Origin of the sequence: Thioalkalivibrio sp. AKL9 (assembly GCF_000377825.1) — a bacterium.
GTDB lineage: Bacteria > Pseudomonadota > Gammaproteobacteria > Ectothiorhodospirales > Ectothiorhodospiraceae > Thioalkalivibrio > Thioalkalivibrio versutus.
In genome coordinates this window covers 177,018-192,255 of the sequence record NZ_KB905105.1, presented here as the reverse complement: position 1 = coordinate 192,255, position 15,238 = coordinate 177,018, and the positions used below count along the sequence as shown (strand labels likewise).

The 15,238-nt window shown below is 66.9% G+C and carries 17 protein-coding genes; 6 read left to right on the top strand and 11 right to left on the bottom strand.

Features of this window, described 5'->3' with window-relative positions; all coding sequences use genetic code 11:
• Nucleotides 1-80: 80 nt before the first annotated feature.
• Nucleotides 81-1,055 (top strand): MBL fold metallo-hydrolase, encoded by a 975-nt coding sequence (locus D573_RS0104890; RefSeq protein WP_018938901.1) that lies wholly within the window; start codon nt 81-83, stop codon nt 1,053-1,055.
• Nucleotides 1,056-1,065: 10 nt separating this feature from the next.
• Here D573_RS0104890 and D573_RS0104885 read toward each other — a convergent pair whose 3' ends face one another.
• Nucleotides 1,066-2,025: a lipid A deacylase LpxR family protein gene (locus tag D573_RS0104885; protein ID WP_018938902.1), complete on the bottom strand. Its 960-nt coding sequence runs from the start codon at nt 2,023-2,025 to the stop codon at nt 1,066-1,068.
• Between the two features lie 88 nt (nt 2,026-2,113).
• Between D573_RS0104885 and D573_RS0104880 the strand changes: the two genes are divergently transcribed.
• Complete coding sequence (locus D573_RS0104880; RefSeq protein ID WP_026287987.1) at nt 2,114-3,841, top strand: potassium/proton antiporter; 1,728 nt, start codon at nt 2,114-2,116, stop codon at nt 3,839-3,841.
• On the opposite strand, the gene D573_RS0104875 is transcribed toward D573_RS0104880, so the two are convergent.
• Together D573_RS0104875 and D573_RS0104870 are read right to left on the bottom strand one after the other, a co-directional pair.
• On the bottom strand, nt 3,804-4,598 hold the full coding sequence (locus D573_RS0104875) for an endonuclease/exonuclease/phosphatase family protein (protein ID WP_019611965.1): 795 nt from the start codon (nt 4,596-4,598) through the stop codon (nt 3,804-3,806). The genes D573_RS0104880 and D573_RS0104875 overlap by 38 nt on opposite strands.
• Nucleotides 4,599-4,600: 2 nt before the next feature.
• Nucleotides 4,601-6,652, bottom strand: a complete 2,052-nt coding sequence (locus D573_RS0104870; protein WP_018938905.1) for a UvrD-helicase domain-containing protein — start codon at nt 6,650-6,652, stop codon at nt 4,601-4,603.
• Between the two features lie 86 nt (nt 6,653-6,738).
• Between D573_RS0104870 and D573_RS0104865 the strand changes: the two genes are divergently transcribed.
• The 3 genes from D573_RS0104865 to D573_RS0104855 are packed head-to-tail and all read left to right on the top strand — an operon-like array spanning nt 6,739 to nt 8,257.
• On the top strand, nt 6,739-7,122 hold the full coding sequence (locus D573_RS0104865) for a thioredoxin family protein (protein ID WP_018938906.1): 384 nt from the start codon (nt 6,739-6,741) through the stop codon (nt 7,120-7,122).
• Nucleotides 7,119-7,676, top strand: a complete 558-nt coding sequence (gene ampD, locus D573_RS0104860) for a 1,6-anhydro-N-acetylmuramyl-L-alanine amidase AmpD (protein ID WP_018938907.1) — start codon at nt 7,119-7,121, stop codon at nt 7,674-7,676. The genes D573_RS0104865 and ampD overlap by 4 nt, the downstream gene beginning before the upstream one ends.
• Nucleotides 7,673-8,257: a histidine phosphatase family protein gene (locus D573_RS0104855; protein ID WP_018168376.1), complete on the top strand. Its 585-nt coding sequence runs from the start codon at nt 7,673-7,675 to the stop codon at nt 8,255-8,257. The genes ampD and D573_RS0104855 overlap by 4 nt, the downstream gene beginning before the upstream one ends.
• 18 nt (nt 8,258-8,275) lie before the next feature.
• On the opposite strand, the gene D573_RS0104850 is transcribed toward D573_RS0104855, so the two are convergent.
• Complete coding sequence (locus tag D573_RS0104850; protein ID WP_018938908.1) at nt 8,276-8,593, bottom strand: DUF2322 family protein; 318 nt, start codon at nt 8,591-8,593, stop codon at nt 8,276-8,278.
• A gap of 161 nt (nt 8,594-8,754) precedes the next feature.
• Between D573_RS0104850 and D573_RS0104845 the strand changes: the two genes are divergently transcribed.
• Nucleotides 8,755-9,516 carry an inositol monophosphatase family protein gene (locus D573_RS0104845; RefSeq protein WP_018938909.1) on the top strand — a complete coding sequence of 254 codons (762 nt, stop codon included), beginning with the start codon at nt 8,755-8,757 and terminating at the stop codon, nt 9,514-9,516.
• 93 nt (nt 9,517-9,609) lie between these two features.
• Here D573_RS0104845 and D573_RS0104840 read toward each other — a convergent pair whose 3' ends face one another.
• From D573_RS0104840 to aroQ, 7 genes are all read right to left on the bottom strand, one after another.
• Nucleotides 9,610-9,936: a helix-turn-helix domain-containing protein gene (locus D573_RS0104840; protein ID WP_018144664.1), complete on the bottom strand. Its 327-nt coding sequence runs from the start codon at nt 9,934-9,936 to the stop codon at nt 9,610-9,612.
• Nucleotides 9,933-10,925, bottom strand: a complete 993-nt coding sequence (dusB, locus tag D573_RS0104835; RefSeq protein WP_018176256.1) for a tRNA dihydrouridine synthase DusB — start codon at nt 10,923-10,925, stop codon at nt 9,933-9,935. Before dusB ends, D573_RS0104840 begins: the two co-directional genes overlap by 4 nt.
• A 110-nt stretch (nt 10,926-11,035) precedes the next feature.
• Nucleotides 11,036-11,683, bottom strand: a complete 648-nt coding sequence (locus D573_RS0104830) for a DUF3426 domain-containing protein (RefSeq protein ID WP_018938910.1) — start codon at nt 11,681-11,683, stop codon at nt 11,036-11,038.
• A 228-nt stretch (nt 11,684-11,911) separates the two neighbouring features.
• The gene (gene prmA, locus D573_RS0104825) at nt 11,912-12,793 is read right to left on the bottom strand and encodes a 50S ribosomal protein L11 methyltransferase (protein ID WP_018938911.1); all 882 of its coding nucleotides are present in this window, start codon (nt 12,791-12,793) and stop codon (nt 11,912-11,914) included.
• A 31-nt stretch (nt 12,794-12,824) separates the two neighbouring features.
• Nucleotides 12,825-14,171, bottom strand: a complete 1,347-nt coding sequence (gene accC / locus D573_RS0104820) for an acetyl-CoA carboxylase biotin carboxylase subunit (protein ID WP_018938912.1) — start codon at nt 14,169-14,171, stop codon at nt 12,825-12,827.
• Between the two features lie 51 nt (nt 14,172-14,222).
• A complete protein-coding gene (accB, locus tag D573_RS0104815; protein WP_018938913.1) occupies nt 14,223-14,678 on the bottom strand; it encodes an acetyl-CoA carboxylase biotin carboxyl carrier protein in 456 nt (151 codons plus the stop codon).
• A gap of 9 nt (nt 14,679-14,687) precedes the next feature.
• The gene (gene aroQ, locus D573_RS0104810; protein WP_018176254.1) at nt 14,688-15,128 is read right to left on the bottom strand and encodes a type II 3-dehydroquinate dehydratase; all 441 of its coding nucleotides are present in this window, start codon (nt 15,126-15,128) and stop codon (nt 14,688-14,690) included.
• Nucleotides 15,129-15,238: the final 110 nt, after the last annotated feature.

The window sequence follows — 15,238 nt, the reverse complement described above, 5'->3', positions numbered from 1 at the left end:
CTCGGGGCGGCACTTCCGTGATCGGGTGCAGTCTATGAAATGGGTTTGAACGGCATTTTTGCCGATAGAAGGAGCGGACGATGAGCGGATGGACCGGGTTGGGTGCGCTGGCGCTGGTAGTCTCGGTGGTTGCGCTACCGCAGGCCTCCGTCGCGGGGCCATCGGACGCGGCCGCGCCCGAGGACTACGCGATGACGCCCGAGGCGGTGGCGCCGGGCGTCTATGCGGTGATGACGCCGGCGCGGGATCTCCCCAGTCGCGAGAACCTCGGCTGGAACGCGAACATGGCGTTCGTGGTGACCGACGACGGGGTGCTGGTATTCGACACGGGTTCCTCCGAGACCATGGGTGTGGCGCTGCGCGAGGCGATTGCCGAGGTCACCGATCAGCCGGTGCGCTGGATCGTGAACAGCCACAGCCACGGGGATCACTGGCTGGGCAACCACGCCTTCGCCGATTCCGACCCGGAGATCATGGCCGGTTCCGCCGCGACCGCGCGTATGGAGACGGAGGCCGAAGGCTGGGTCGAGAATTTCCGCGAGATGACCGAGGGTGCGACCGGTGACACCACGCCGCTGTTGCCGAATGTTGCGGTGGACGAGCGTATCACCCGTGACCTTGGCGGCACCGAGGTGGTGATTCTTCCCTCCGGGGGTGCCCATTCGCCGGGCGATCTGAGCATCTGGCTGCCGCAGACGCGGGTCTTGCTGGCCGGGGACGTGGTCTACAGCGATCGTGCGCCGTCGGTCTGGGATGGCGATGTCGCGCAATGGATCGACCTGCTGGACGAGCTGATCGCGCTGGAGCCGGCGGTGGTCGTACCCGGCCACGGTCGGCTGGAGGATGCGCAGACGCTGGCCCGGCTGCAGCGTTATCTGGTCACGCTTTGGGAGGGGATCGAGGACGGTGTGGAACAGGGGCTGGCCGCTTTCGAGACCGTGCCGCTGGTGCGCGAGCGCATGGGTGACCTGATCGATCACTACCCCGGCTTCGACGACAAGATCGACCGGTCGGCGGCCACCACCTACCCGGATGTCGAGGCCGCGGTGTTCTGAATCCCCGTGTTCAGAACTGCCAGGTGGCGTGCAGCGAGCCGAACTCGGCCGCGCCCTTGGCCTGCCCGCTGAACTCGCGCGAGCGCCAGACATGGGTGTAGCCCAGGCGCACCCCGCCTACATGAAACACGACCCCGGCGGTGAGTTCGCCCACCACGGGGTGTTTGTCCACCGAGGGCCCGTCACGAAAGACTGGGCCGTCCAGGAACAGGTCGTAGAGCATCAGCCGCGTGTCGATACCGGCAAACGCATAGCCGCCGACGCGCGCGGTGGTCTCGAAGGTGTGGGTGCCGGACAGGGCCGGGCGGATCCGGGGCGGGCCGTAATCGCCCGGCAGGTTGCGCCCCGCGCGCACGATGGCGCCGGCATTCGCGAAGGTGAAGGGGGTTCCGGCGGCCGCGCCCCAGTGCGGGGTCAGGTCGGCGCCCCAGCCGTTTGGCGTGCGGTGTGACCGGCCGCGCAGCTGGCGTTCGTAGGCCAGCATCAGCGTCGGTTCATTGCCGATCTGGTGATCCCATCCTTTTGGCTCCGGTGCGCTGGACCAGCTGTGGACCTCCCTCTGGGTGCGTTCGGCCAGGGAGGCCGGGCCGACCGTACCCAGCGTGACCTGCAGGCGGTCCAGGCGGTTGTCGTGTTCCGCGGCCATGCTGAAATTCAGGTACAGCCAGCCGGCGTAGGGGCGATCATCCGGGTCCGGCGTCGTGCGCTCGATATCCTCCGGGGTGTACATGTTCTGACCCAGGTGGATCGCCGCCTTCAGGCGTTCGGGCTCCTCGCGACGGATGAAGAACGGCAGGCTGTCCGCCACAGTCCGCAGCCACGGTGGCACGCGGCCCTCGCTGCGGGTCCAGCCGATGCGAACCCCGTTGGTGTAGTAGCGATCCTCGCCCCCGAACAGGTCGTTCTCGAATTCGAAGTGCAGTGCATCGACGCCGCTACCGGCCAGGCTGGTTGGGCTGGCGACCGCCACGCACAGGAGTGCCGTGGCCAGCAGGCCAGCCTCTCTCCAGCGGGTGGAGCGCCGTCGGGATGCGGGGGTGTTCCGGTATGATTGGCGCATGGACCTCTCCAACCAGATCATCTTCCTGGCCGCGATCGTGCTGCTGGGGAGCATCCTTTCGAGCGTGATCACCTCGCGGCTGGGTGTGCCCCTGTTGCTGGTGTTCCTGGTCATCGGGATGCTGCTGGGCCCGGAAGGCCCGGGCGGTCTGGTGTTCGAGAATATCACCGTTGCCTATCTGATCGGCTCGGCGGCGCTGGCGATCATCCTGTTCGACGGCGGGATGCGCACACCGGCGCGCAATTTCCGCATCGGGCTGAAGCCGGCGCTGGGGCTGGCCACACTCGGGGTCATCGTCACGTCGGGGCTGACCGGGGCGTTTGCCGTGTGGTGGCTGGGACTGTCCTGGCTGGAGGGGCTGCTGCTCGGGGCGATTGTCGGGTCCACTGATGCTGCGGCGGTGTTCTCCCTGCTGCGCTCGCGCGGGCTGGAGCTGAAGAGCCGTGTCGGCGCCACGCTCGAGATCGAGTCCGGCTCCAACGACCCGATGGCGATCTTCCTGACCATTGTGCTGATCGAACTGCTGCTGCTGCCGGAACAGCAGTTCGGCCTGGTGGTGCTGGTCGAGTTCGTCCAGCAGATGGGCCTGGGCGCGTTGCTCGGGGTGGGTGGTGGCTTTGCCCTGCTCGCGCTGATCAACCGGGTGCCGATGGCGGCCGGGCTTTATCCGCTGTTTGCCATGGCCGGGGCACTGGCTATCTTCGGGCTCACCGGGCTGGTCGGCGGTTCCGGGTTCCTCGCCGTGTACCTGGCGGGGCTGCTGCTCGGCAACCGACCGCTGGAGGCCTCGCAGAACATCAAGCGTTTCCATGACGGCATCGCCTCGCTGGCGCAGATCGGCATGTTCTTGATGCTGGGCATGATCGTCGCCCCGTCCGAGCTCCCGCCGGTGGCGCTGGACGCCGGCCTGGTCGCCGCCGTGCTGATCCTGATCGCGCGGCCGCTGGCGGTGTGGATTTGCCTCTACCCATTCCGTTTTCCCTGGCGCGAGCAGGTGTTCATCTCCTGGGTTGGTCTGCGCGGGGCGGTGCCGATTATCCTCGCGCTGTTCCCCTTGCTGGCCGGGCTGGAACTGGCTGGCTACTTCTTCCACGTGGTGTTCTTCGTCGTGCTGATCTCGCTGCTCGTGCAGGGCTGGACCGTCGCGACCTCGGCGCGCTGGCTGGGGCTGGAGTTGCCCCCCACCACCGCGCGGGTGCAGCGCACCGAGCTCGACATCCCGGGGCAGCAGGAGATGGAGCTGGTCGGCTACCGTCTGGCGGAGACCACCCCGGTGGTGCGCGAGGCCTGGTCGAACTTCCGCTTGCCGGGCAGCGCACGGGTGGTGGCGCATCTGCGCAAGGGCAAATTGCTCGAGACCCTGGAGCTGCTGGATCTGCACGCCGGCGACCATCTCTACATCATGGTCACGCCCGCGGATCTGCATGACCTCGACCGCCTGTTCGTGCCCAAGGACGAGGTGCCGGAACGCCTCACCGAGCGCAGCGTGTTCGGCGAATTCGCGCTCAACGGCGACGCCCAGCTCGGCGCAGTCGGCATGGCCTATGGCGCCCCGGTCCCGCCCGAACGCCAGGGTGAAACCCTGGAGGTCTATCTGCGTCGCGAGCTCCAGGCCGAACCGGTCGTCGGCGATGCCGTCGATCTCGGACCGATGCGCCTGGTCATCCGCGAGATGGACGGCGCCCGTATCACCCGCGTCGGCCTGAAGCTGCTGAAGCCTTCGTGATCATGTCCTGCCAGGTTAAAAGCAGGGGCATGTGGTCGCTGACTTTCAGCCAGTAATCGGTCGGGTAGCCAATTTCGATCGCGCACTGTGCCAGCTGGTCGTGGGGTACGAAGGCGTAGTCAATGTGATAAGGCTTGTTCGCGTTTCGCTGAAGATAGAACGTGGCCTGGGACTCGCCGCCCTGTGATTCGTCGAACTGGTGGTGGTAAAGGCTTCGCAGCCCGATTGCCTCGAGTTCGGACACGACGTCGGTGTGATTCCACCATTGGTCGGGGCGATCCCAGACCGTGTTGCTGTTGAAGTCGCCAACGATGACCGCCTGATGCTGACGGATTTGTTCGCGGTGGATCTGGAGATATTTCCAGAATTGTCCGATGTACCGAAAGGCCTGCTGGTTGCTGCCCTTGGTCCAGACGGCGATGAAGACCTGATTCTCGTCCAGCACGAACGGCAGAAATAGTTTCAGATCGTTCGTGGCCCATTCGAGGGCCGGGCTGGTCCCGGAAAGCCCGGGCAGCTGAAAGTTTCCGGACCAGTGCAGGGCACGAACCGAATGGCCATTTCGCGGAAATATTCCGATGCCTTTGTGCCGTGATTCGCCGGCCCAGAGGTAATTGCCGGCCCACTGGTGGAAGGCCGGAGTCGAGTGAGCGGGATCCTCGCATTCCTGAACGACGAGTACATCGGCATCCAGTCTGCTGATTGCATCGAGCTTGTTGCGCAACGCCCCGTTGCAGTTCCAGCTGACGAGCCTCATCCCTATTTTTCGAGCATGGCCTTCAGGCCGGCGAGGTGGGCGCGGGCGGTGAGCTGCTGGGTCTCGGGGTCCGGCGGCTTGGCGTCGGGCCAGTCGAGATGCTCCCCGGGGAGTTCGTCGAGAAAGCGCGAGGGCTCGCAATCGATGCTTTCGCCGTAGCGGCTTCGGCTTTGGGCGTAGGTGATCAGCAGGGTTTGCTGGGCGCGGGTCAGGCCGACATAGGCCAGGCGGCGCTCCTCCTCGATGGAGTCGTCTTCGACGCTGACGCGGTGTGGCAGCAATTCCTCCTCGAAGCCGACCAGGCAGACATGCGGAAACTCCAGGCCCTTGGAGGTGTGCAGGGTCAGCAGCTGTACCGACTCGTTGCCGTCCTGGGAATCCCGGTTGCGGTCGAGGATGTCCATCAGGCTGATGCGATTGACGATGTCGGCAAGACCCATGCTGCGGGTGTCCTCGGCCTCGTCATCACCGTATTCGGCCGTGGTGTTCGCTCCGCCCATGCGCCCGACCCAGTCGATGAATTCGCGCACGTTGTCCATGCGCCGGGTTGCTGCGCGCGGGTTGGGGCTGTTCTCCAACAGCCAGGATTCGTAGTCGATGTCTTCGACCAGGGCGCGTAGCAGGACGTCCGGGGACTCTTCCGCGCCACGGCGCTGAAAGCCGTCAATCCAGTCAGTAAAGCGCTCCAGACGGGCCTGGGCGCGGGCATCCATGTATTCGGAAAGACCGGCGCCGCGCGCGGCCTGCAGCAGGGAGGTGCCGCGCTGGTTGGCGTAGTGGCCGAGCTTTTCCAGGGTGGCTGGCCCGATCTCGCGGCGCGGGACGTTGACCACGCGCAGGAACGCGGTGTTGTCGTCCGGGTTGGCGAGCAGGCGCAGGTAGGCAACCAGGTCCTTGATCTCGGCCTTCTCGAAGAACGACTGGCCGCCGCTCAGGCGGTAGGGGATACCCTGCTCGCGCAGGAGCTTCTCGAACAGCCTGGACTGGTGGTTGCTGCGGTAGAGGATCGCGAAATCCCCCCAGCCCGCGTTGAGACGGAAACGCCGGCGCATCAGCTCGGAGACCACGCGCGCCGCCTCGGTGTCGGCGTCGGAGCAGCCGATGACCTCGATCTTTTCGCCCTCGCCCAGCGCGCTCCACAAGCGCTTCTCGAACACGTGCGGGTTGTTCGCGATCAGCGCGTTCGCGGTGTGCAGGATGCGGTTGGTGGAGCGGTAGTTCTGCTCCAGTTTGATTACCTCCAGGCGCGGGAAATCGTCCTGCAGGCGCACGAGGTTTTCCGGGCGCGCGCCGCGCCAGGCGTAGATCGACTGGTCGTCGTCACCCACCACCGTCAGTCCATCACTGACGCCAACCAGCAGGCGCACCAGTTGGTACTGCGCGGAGTTGGTGTCCTGGTACTCGTCGACCAGCAGGTGGCGGATGCGGTCCTGCCAGCGGTTACGCAGCTCCGGATCATCGCGCAGGCAGTCCACCGGGCGCTTGATGAGGTCGTCGAAGTCCACCGCGTTGTAGGCGCGCAGGGCGTCCTCGTAGCGTGGGTAGAGGTTGGCGGCGGCGATGGCCTCCGGGGCATCGGTCATCTGACTCGCCTCGTGCAGCGCCTCCGCCGGCGTCATCAGGTCGTTCTTCCAGCGGCTGATGTGGCCGACCAGTGCGTCCACCTCGGAGCCGGTGTCGTCGCGGTAGGTGATTTCGCGCAGCAATTGCCGGCAGTCGCCCGGATCGAGGATCGAGAAGCCGGCACGCAGCCCGGCCGCCTGCAGTTCACGGCGCAGGAAATTGAGCCCGAAGGTATGAAAGGTGGAAACGCTAAGCCCGCGTGCCTGCTCGCGCGCCAGGCGGCCCTGCACGCGCTCGCGCATCTCGCGCGCCGCCTTGTTGGTGAAGGTGATGGCAACAATGCGGCGCGCCTCGAGCCCACGCTGCTCGATCAAGTGCGCGATCTTCTCGGTGATCACGCGCGTCTTGCCCGACCCCGCTCCGGCCAGCACCAGCAGTGGGTGGTCCGTGGTGGTCACGGCGGCCTGTTGTTGAGGATTCAGTTCAGACACCGGGGTGATCGATTCCTTCTCAGCGGGGCGCGTAAACTAACCCACGATCCAGCATTCATAAAGACAGTAACGGTGAGGGTAAGCCATTGACCGATGTGTCGGGCACTGCAGCCGCGACCGGGACGGACGGGTCGCTCCCGCGTCTGACCCAGTTTGATTTTCATCAGCGCCTGATGGATGTGCCGGGCTCGGCGGTGATTCTGTTCACGCGCCAGGGCTGTGGCGCCTGCAAGGTGATGGGGCGGGTCCTGGCGGAGTGGCAGGCGGCCGCGGATGCGCCTGCCTTGTTCGTGGTGGACGCCGAGACGGATACCGCCCTGGTGCGCGAATTCGAGGTCTTCCATCTGCCGGCGCTGTTCGTGTTCCAGGCGGGCGCCTACCACGGTCGCCTGGAGGCCCCGCCCCGGTTGCCCCTGCTGCGCGAGGCACTGACCGCCTGCCTCGCGCGCCCACCCGAGGAGGCGCCATGACCTCGAACGACATCGACTGGTGGCCGCCCGCGCGCGTGGTGGAAAGCCCGAACCAGGATGCCCGCCCGCCGGGACAGGACCCGGAGTTGATTGTGGTGCATGCGATCAGTCTTCCGCCCGGCGAGTTCGGCGGACCGCATATCGCCGAGCTCTTCCAGAACCGGCTGGATCCGCAGGCCCATCCTTACTTTGCCGAGATCGCGACGTTGCATGTCTCCGCCCATGTGCTGATTAACCGCGACGGGTGGGCCACCCAGTTCGTGCCGTTCTCCCGCCGTGCCTGGCATGCAGGGGCCTCGCAGTGGTGCGGACGCGAGCGCTGCAACGATTTCTCCATCGGGATCGAACTCGAGGGGACCGACGAGGATCCGTTCACCCCGGCGCAGTACGCCGAACTGGCGCGGTTGGTGGGCTGGCTCCGGGCACGCTACCCCGGTATTGGCGCGGATGGGCTGGTGGGGCACAGCGACATCGCGCCGGGGCGCAAGACGGACCCCGGGCCCTGCTTCGACTGGACGCGCCTGCGGCGGGAATTGCAGGCGGTTACGGCATGATCGTGGATTTGTTGCGCCACGGGGAGCCGGAGGGCGGTCAGCGCTATCGCGGTCATGGCTGCGACGATCCGTTGAGCCCGCGCGGGTGGGCCCAGATGGAGCAGGCGGTGAAAGGCGAGGCCGGCTGGCAGTACGTGGTCAGTTCGCCGATGCAGCGTTGCCGCGCCTTCGCTGAACGCTTCGCTGCCGGACAGGATTTACCGCTGTCCCTGGCGCCGGATCTGCGCGAGGTGGGCTTCGGCGACTGGGAGGGGCGGACCCGGGTTGAGCTTCAGCGTGACCGGCCGGAGGAGTACCGCGCCTTCTACGCCGACCCAGTCCACGCGCGGCCGGCAGGGGCCGAGCCGCTGGCGGATTTTCGGCGGCGGGTGGAGACCGGCTTCGAGGCGGCGTTGCGGCCCCTGGAGGCCGAGCGCGTGCTGCTGGTCGTACACGCCGGGGTGATCCGCGCCCTGGTGGGCTGGGTGATGGGGGTGCCGGACGCGCGGCTGTTCCAGTTGGAATGCGACTATGCCAGCCGCACCCGCCTGCACCGGCACCCGACCCGGGGCTGGCGCCTGATCCACGCCAACCGGGTTTGAGTCGGACGCCGCTCCGGTTTACCCGGCCTGGTTGCTGCGTTTGGGGACGGCCTTCACCGACAGGTAGAAGTCGTTGTTCAGCACGTCGATCAGACGATCGATGTTCGGGTGCTTGCCGGGGTTGGCGCGGGCGTCATCGGCGTGGCTGCCGTACATCAGCAGCCCCGAGTTGGCCGCCTTGGGGCCGATGCCGCCGAAGTCCAGCGCCAGCTGATAGTAGATCTGCAGCGACAGGCTCTGGCCTTCCACGTTTTCGATGGTCGCGGTGGGGTTGTAGTCTTCGCCAAACAATTCCAGGCGTTCGATATTGCTGACGTCGGGCAGCTTCTTGGACATGTCGGGCTCCTCGAAATAATGGCGGCATTATCGGGGCATGACCCGGTGGCGACAACCAACCCGCGAAGGCGGCAGGGTCGCGCCGGGTCAGCGACGAAGGCGCCACATGCTAAGATAGCGGCTTTTGTCGAGGGGACACGAACATGTCGCGAAGCGCGTTCATGGAGGCCGCCCAGGCCGCCGCCGATGCCGCCGAGAAGGTAATCCGCCACTATTACGAGGCGGGTGTCGACGTTGAAACCAAACCCGACGATACCCCGGTGACCCGGGCCGACGTGGAGAGCGAACAGGCGATCCGCCAGGTGATCCGCGAGCACTTCCCGGAGCACGGTTTCTACGGCGAGGAGACCGGGCAGTCGGACATGGATTCCGACTATGTCTGGCTGATTGACCCGATCGACGGCACCAAGAGCTTCGTGCGTCGCTACCCGTTCTTCTCCACCCAGATCGCGCTGATGTACAAGGGCGATCTGATCCTGGGGCTGTCCAATGGCATCCAGTTTGGTGAGCGGGCCTGGGCGGAAAAGGGCCAGGGCGCGTTCCTGAATGGCGACCCGATCGCGGTCGAGAAGACCACCGATCTGGGGCGGGCCTCCCTGTCCACCGGTAACCTCAAGTCCCTGGCGCAGAATGCTGAAGGCTGGAAGGCACTGGGCAGCATCACGGCCGAGGTGAACCGCACCCGTGGCTACGGCGACTTCTACCACTACCACCTGCTGGCGCGCGGCAGCATCGACCTGATCGTCGAGTCGGACGTGAATATCCTGGATATCGCCGCACTGGCGGTGATCGTGCGCGAGGCGGGGGGCGTGTTCACCAACCTCTCTGGCGGCGAGCTGGACCTGCAGACCGCGAATGTCCTGGCCGCGGCCACCCCGGAACTGCATCGTACGGCCCTGACCCGCTTGGGCTGGAAGGGCTAGCAGTCGTCCAAATCCGAGCGACTGCTGGTCGCGTATGGATAAGCGCCTTCCCGGCGGCTCGGTTTGGGCGCATGGGGTTGCCGGCGCCGGGGGTTATTCTCCGGCGCCGTTCCCGTTGGTTCCCACCAGTCCGTGGGTGCGCAGCTTCTTGCGCAGGGTGGCGCGGTTGAGCCCGAGCAGGGCCGCCGCGCGGCTCTGGTTGCCCCCGCAGCGCTCCAGCACGCTGGCCAGGAGGGGGCGCTCCACCTCGTTCATCACCAGCGCGTAGAGATCGTGGCTGCTCTGCCCATCCAGGGTCTCGAAGTACTGGTCCAGTGCATGGCGCACGGACTCGGCCAGCACACAGTCGGACGGGAGCACGCCTGCAACCGGCGTCTCGTGGACCTCAGGGTCCTGTTCGAGTGGCATGTTCATGCTCATGCAGCCTCGCTTGCGATTCCCGTCAGGTGGGCCCGAAGGCGCCACAGTTGTTCGCTGGCCGTGGGGGCGGCGAGAAGGTCAGCCCGGGCCGCCCGGGTGCGGGCCTCGTCGAGACCCAGGCCCTGAAGATACCAGCCCAGGTGCTTGCGCGCGATGCGCACGCCCTGCGGTTCGCCGTATTGGGCGTGCAGTTCGCCAATGTGCTCCTCGATCAGGGCCAGGCGGGCGGCGCGCCCGGGTGCCGGCGGTATCGGTTCGCCCGCCAGCGCGGCCCGGATCTGGCCCGGGAGCCAGGGCTGGCCCTGGGCGGCGCGCCCGATCATCACGCCCGCCGCGCGGGTCGTATCCAGTACCTGCAGGGCCTTTTCGGGGCCGGTGATGTCGCCATTGGCGAGCACGGGGATGGAAACGGCCCGGACGATGCGCGCGATGGCGGCGTAGTCCGTCTCTCCGCGATAGGCATCGGCCCGCGTGCGGCCATGCACGGTCAGCATGGCGATGCCGCAGTCCTCGGCAATGGCCGCGATGGTCTCGCCGTTGATCCGTTCGCGGTCGAGGCCCAGGCGCATCTTCAGGGTCACCGGGACCGTGACCGCGGTGGTGAGCGCCTGAAGCAGTTCGCGCACCCGTTCCGGCTCGCCCAGTAGCGCCGATCCGGCGGCCTTGCTGCAGACCTTCTTGGCCGGACAGCCGAGGTTCAGATCAATCACGTCGGCACCGCGGCGCACGTTCTCGCGCGCAGCCTCGGCCAGGGCCTCGGGTTCGTTACCCAGCAACTGTACGATGCGCGGGCGCGGTTCCTGGCGATGATCCAGGCGGTGGCGGCTCTTGTCGCTGGTCCATAGTCGGGTGTCGGAGGTCACCATCTCGGATACCGCCGCGCTGGCCCCCAGGCGGCGGGCCAGTAACCGAAACGGACGGTCGCTGACCCCGGCCATCGGCGCCAGAAACACGACAGGGTCGGGGAAGTGGTGAGTTCCGAGCTGCATCGGGGCTATCGGGTCGGGAGCAAGCGGGCCAGTCTAGCAGCTAACCTGCGCGGTTTCCGGTGCGGTCGATCGCGAAACCATTTGAATGCGCGCGAGCTTGGACCCGGGAATTACCGGGGCTGGATTTCGATGCCGGTGATGTGGCCATGAGGACTGGCAACGGCCAGACGCACGGAATGGGGGGAGTGGGCATTCATCGGTGCGTGGGTGTCGGTGTAGTCGTCGGGGGTTAGCCGGAGGGTGCCATGGGGCGTCCCAAGCTGGTCGGTCAGGCGAATATCGACGATCGGCCAGGCCTGCCGGATCGGGCTCTCGAGCACGAATTGCAGGTGCAGAGTGCCGTCGCTGGTGGTGAAGAAATCGGGCGCCGAGGTGCGGACTTGGCCAGGGGCGCGCCGCGGGTGCCAGGTCGGGCAGGGGATGGCCGCGCACACTTGCGCCCGGGCCTGGTCCAGCTGGGGGCTCCGGTCCGGTGCCACGGGCGGGATTGCCAGTAGTTGCGCGCCCAGCAGCAGCATCAGGGCGGCGGCCAGCATGACCCCCGGCCAGGAGCGCCGGCGTATCGTGTTTGCCGAGCCCAGGGGGCTTGCGTGGCGTTCGATGTTGAGGGGTATTGCAGCGCCCGGGGCCCGCTCGATGGCGTGGAGGGGCGCCTGGCGTGCCGGGAGGAGCCCCTGGCCCAGCACGCGTTCGCCCGCGCCGCCGATCTCCAGTGCCGGGAACAGATCGAACTCGGCATCGCAATTGGAGCAGTGCACTCGCCTCTGGCGGAGCTTGGCCCCGCGGGCGAGGGCGTGGGTGACGCCGCATTGGGGGCAGCGGGCCAGCATCCTACGGGCTGGGCGTCAGGTGTCGCGAGGATTCGCCCGATGGGGCCTGTTGATGGGCTTGCGGCGCGTTGCTGCAGCCGGGCGATCCTGTGCTTGCGGCGCCTTGCCGTTGAGAGCGATCGACTCGGCCGGGCGCGTCCATGACTCAGCGTGTCCCTAGCGCCGGCGGCCGCCGAGCAGGGCCCAGCCTTCGCGACAGTCCTCGACGCCGATATCGAAGGTGTCAGAGTAGGCCGCGATGACCTCGTCTGCCTGGCGTTCGAGCAGCCCGGCGAGCAGGATGCGTGCGCCCGGTTTCGCCGCCCGAGCCAACTCCGGTGCCAGATCGATCAGCGGCTTGGCGAGGATGTTGGCCAGCACCAGGTCATAGGCCGCGTCGGGCACAGGGTGATCGGTCAGCCCCGTCTCCAGCTGTGCGGGTGGGATGGCGTTGGAGTCGGCATTGCTGCGGGTGGCTTGCACGGCCTGTTCATCGATGTCGATGCCCAGTGCATGGCACGCGCCCAGCTTCAGGGCGGCGATCGCGAGGATGCCAGAGCCGCAGCCGTAGTCGAGGACCTCTTGATCGCGCGGTGGCTGCTGGGCCAGGGCGGCCAGGCACATCGCGGTGGTCGGGTGATTGCCGGTCCCGAAGGCAAGACCGGGGTCCAGGCGCACGAAGGTGCCTTCCTCGATCGCCGGTTCATCCTCCCAGGAGGGCACGATCCAGAGTGCGCCGCCGCAATGGATGGCGCCAAGACCGTCCAGCCCGGCGCGGACCCAGTCCTGGTCCTCGATCGCCTGGACCTGGATCGCCTCCGGGGCCTGCGCCTGGCGCGCCAGCGCGGCGGCGGCGAGGTCCGCCTGGGTGGTGTCCGGGAACACCGCCTTCAGGCGCACGGTGGACCACAGCGGATGGGTGCCCAGGGGCGGCTCGAAGAGGGGTTCGTCTGCGGCGTCGAACAGCTCGACGCTGACGGCACCCAGTTCGAACAGGGTGTCCTCCAGCGGCTCGGCTTGTTCCGGGCTGATCTGGCATTCAAGTTCGGCAAGGCTCATGGCATCAGGCTCGTGGCGCGAGGGGGAAGGGTCAGGCCTGTGCCTTGAGCTTCTTCTCGAGATAGTGGATATCGGTCTCGCCGCGCTGGAAGTTCGCGTCGATCATCAGGTCGTGGTGCAGCGCGACGTTGGTCTGGATGCCGTCCACCACGATCTCGCCCAGGGCGCCGCGCATGCGCGCCAGCGCGATCTCGCGGCTGTTGCCGTGGGCGATCAGCTTGCCGATCATGGAGTCGTAGTACGGCGGCACCATATAGCCGTTGTAGATGTGGGTATCCATGCGGATGCCCGGTCCGCCCGGCGCGTGGTATTGCTGGATGGTCCCGGGGCTGGGCATGAAGGTACGGGGGTCTTCCGCATTGATGCGGCACTCGATCGCGTGACCGGTGATGCGCACGTCGTCCTGCGTGTAGCCCAGGGGTTCCCCGGCGGCGATGCGGATCTGTTCGCGCACCAGATCGATGCCGGTGACCTGCTCGGTGACGGTGTGCTCGACCTGCAGCCGGGTGTTCATCTCGATGAAATAGAACCCGCCGTTCTCGTACAGGAACTCGAAGGTCCCGGCGCCGCGGTAGCCGATCTCCTGACAGGCACGGATCAGCCGTTCGGCCATGGCCTGGCGCTGGTCATCGGTAATACCCGGGGCCGGTGCCTCCTCGATGACCTTCTGGTGGCGTCGCTGCATGGAGCAGTCACGTTCGCCCAGGCACACGGCGTTGCCGTGGCTGTCGGCGAGGATCTGGAACTCCACGTGGCGCGGGTGTTCCAGGTACTTCTCCATGTACAGGGTGTCATTGCCGAACCCCTGCTGCGCCTCGTTGCGGGTCAGCGATATGGCGTTCAGCAGCGCGCCCTCGGTGTGCACCACACGCATGCCGCGGCCGCCCCCGCCGGCGGCGGCCTTGATGATGACCGGGTAACCGATCTCGCGCGCCAGCGCCAGGTTGGTGTCCGCGTCGTCGCCCAGGGCGCCGCCGGAACCGGGGACGCAGGGCACGTTGGCCTCCAGCATCGACTGCTTCGCGGAGACCTTGTCGCCCATCAGGCGGATGGTCTCGGCGCGCGGACCGATAAAGGCGAAGCCCGAAGACTCCACGCGTTCGGCGAAGTCCGCGTTTTCCGACAGGAAGCCGTAGCCCGGGTGGATCGCGCCGGCGTCGGTGACCTCGGCGGCCGCGATCAGCGCGGGAATGTTCAGGTAGCTTTCGCCCGAGGCCGCAGGGCCGATGCAGACCGACTCGTCCGCCAGGCGAACGTGCTTCAGGTCGCGGTCGGCGCTGGAGTGGGCGGCGACGGTGGCAATGCCCATTTCGCGGCAGGCACGCAGGACCCGCAGGGCGATCTCGCCGCGGTTGGCGATCAGAATTTTTTCAAACATGCTCGAACCTGTTTCCAGCGAAGCCGGGGGTGTGAGGCCCGGCGGATGGGTTCATCCGATGATGAACAGCGGCTGCCCGTATTCCACCGGGTTGCCGTTCTCGACCAGGATGTCGCGGATGGTGCCGCCCTGGTCGGCCTCGATCGGATTGAGCATCTTCATGGCCTCGATGATGCAGAGGGTCTCGCCGGCCTCCACCGTCTGGCCGACCTCGACGAATGGCTTGGAGCCCGGGCTCGGCGCCCGGTAGAAGGTGCCGACCATGGGTGCGGTGACCCGATGACCGTCCATTTCCGGTGCGGCCTCCGTCGCGCCCGCCGGGGCGGCGGTCGGGGGCGCCGCGGCGGCGGGCGCCGCTGGGGGCAATGGGGCCGGGGCGGCGGCCATGGGCGTCCCGATGGCGGAGCGGGTGATGCGCACCGACTCCTCGCCTTCGTGGATCTCGATCTCGTGGATGCCGCTCTCGTCGAGCAGGTCGATCAGTTTCTTGACCTTGCGAATGTCCATGGAAGCCTCTTAGTCCTTGATAGCTGCAAGCGCCGCATCCAGCGCCAGCCGGTAGCCAATGACGCCGAAGCCACTGACCAGGCCGGCGGCGACATCGCTCAGGCGCGAGGTCTGGCGGAAGGGCTCGCGGGCGTGGATGTTGCTGATATGGATCTCGTAGAACGGGATGGCAACGCCCAGGAGAGCATCGCGCAGGCTGACACTGGTGTGGGTCAGGCCGCCCGGATTGATCAGGATGTGCTCCACGCCCTCGCCGGCGGCGGCGTGGATGCGGTCGATCAGGTCGCCTTCGTGATTGCTCTGGAAGCAGTCGAGGGTTGCGCCGGCCTGTTCCGCCCGGGCTTTAAGGTCGGTCTCGATGTCCGCCAGGGTCTGTACGCCGTAGCGCTCCGGCTCCCGCTGTCCCAGCAGGTTCAGGTTGGGGCCGTTGAGCAGCAGTATGGACGCCATGGCAGGGGGAATCGGTAGCGATCCTGTCGAGAATGGACGCGATTGCACCGAAAAATCACGATGCAGCGAATGATCGGGATTCTGCCGCAGGAAGGGTAGGAGTGTCCAGC

Coding starts and splice junctions, on each gene's coding strand:
- D573_RS0104890 (WP_018938901.1), top strand. CDS start 81: ATGAGCGGATGGACCGGGTTGGGTGCGCTGGCGCTGGTAGTCTCGGTG.
- D573_RS0104880 (WP_026287987.1), top strand. CDS start 2,114: ATGGACCTCTCCAACCAGATCATCTTCCTGGCCGCGATCGTGCTGCTG.
- D573_RS0104875 (WP_019611965.1), bottom strand. CDS start 4,598: ATGAGGCTCGTCAGCTGGAACTGCAACGGGGCGTTGCGCAACAAGCTC.
- ampD (WP_018938907.1), top strand. CDS start 7,119: ATGACCTCGAACGACATCGACTGGTGGCCGCCCGCGCGCGTGGTGGAA.
- D573_RS0104855 (WP_018168376.1), top strand. CDS start 7,673: ATGATCGTGGATTTGTTGCGCCACGGGGAGCCGGAGGGCGGTCAGCGC.
- D573_RS0104850 (WP_018938908.1), bottom strand. CDS start 8,593: ATGTCCAAGAAGCTGCCCGACGTCAGCAATATCGAACGCCTGGAATTG.
- D573_RS0104845 (WP_018938909.1), top strand. CDS start 8,755: ATGGAGGCCGCCCAGGCCGCCGCCGATGCCGCCGAGAAGGTAATCCGC.
- D573_RS0104840 (WP_018144664.1), bottom strand. CDS start 9,936: ATGAGCATGAACATGCCACTCGAACAGGACCCTGAGGTCCACGAGACG.
- dusB (WP_018176256.1), bottom strand. CDS start 10,925: ATGCAGCTCGGAACTCACCACTTCCCCGACCCTGTCGTGTTTCTGGCG.
- prmA (WP_018938911.1), bottom strand. CDS start 12,793: ATGAGCCTTGCCGAACTTGAATGCCAGATCAGCCCGGAACAAGCCGAG.
- accC (WP_018938912.1), bottom strand. CDS start 14,171: ATGTTTGAAAAAATTCTGATCGCCAACCGCGGCGAGATCGCCCTGCGG.
- accB (WP_018938913.1), bottom strand. CDS start 14,678: ATGGACATTCGCAAGGTCAAGAAACTGATCGACCTGCTCGACGAGAGC.
- aroQ (WP_018176254.1), bottom strand. CDS start 15,128: ATGGCGTCCATACTGCTGCTCAACGGCCCCAACCTGAACCTGCTGGGA.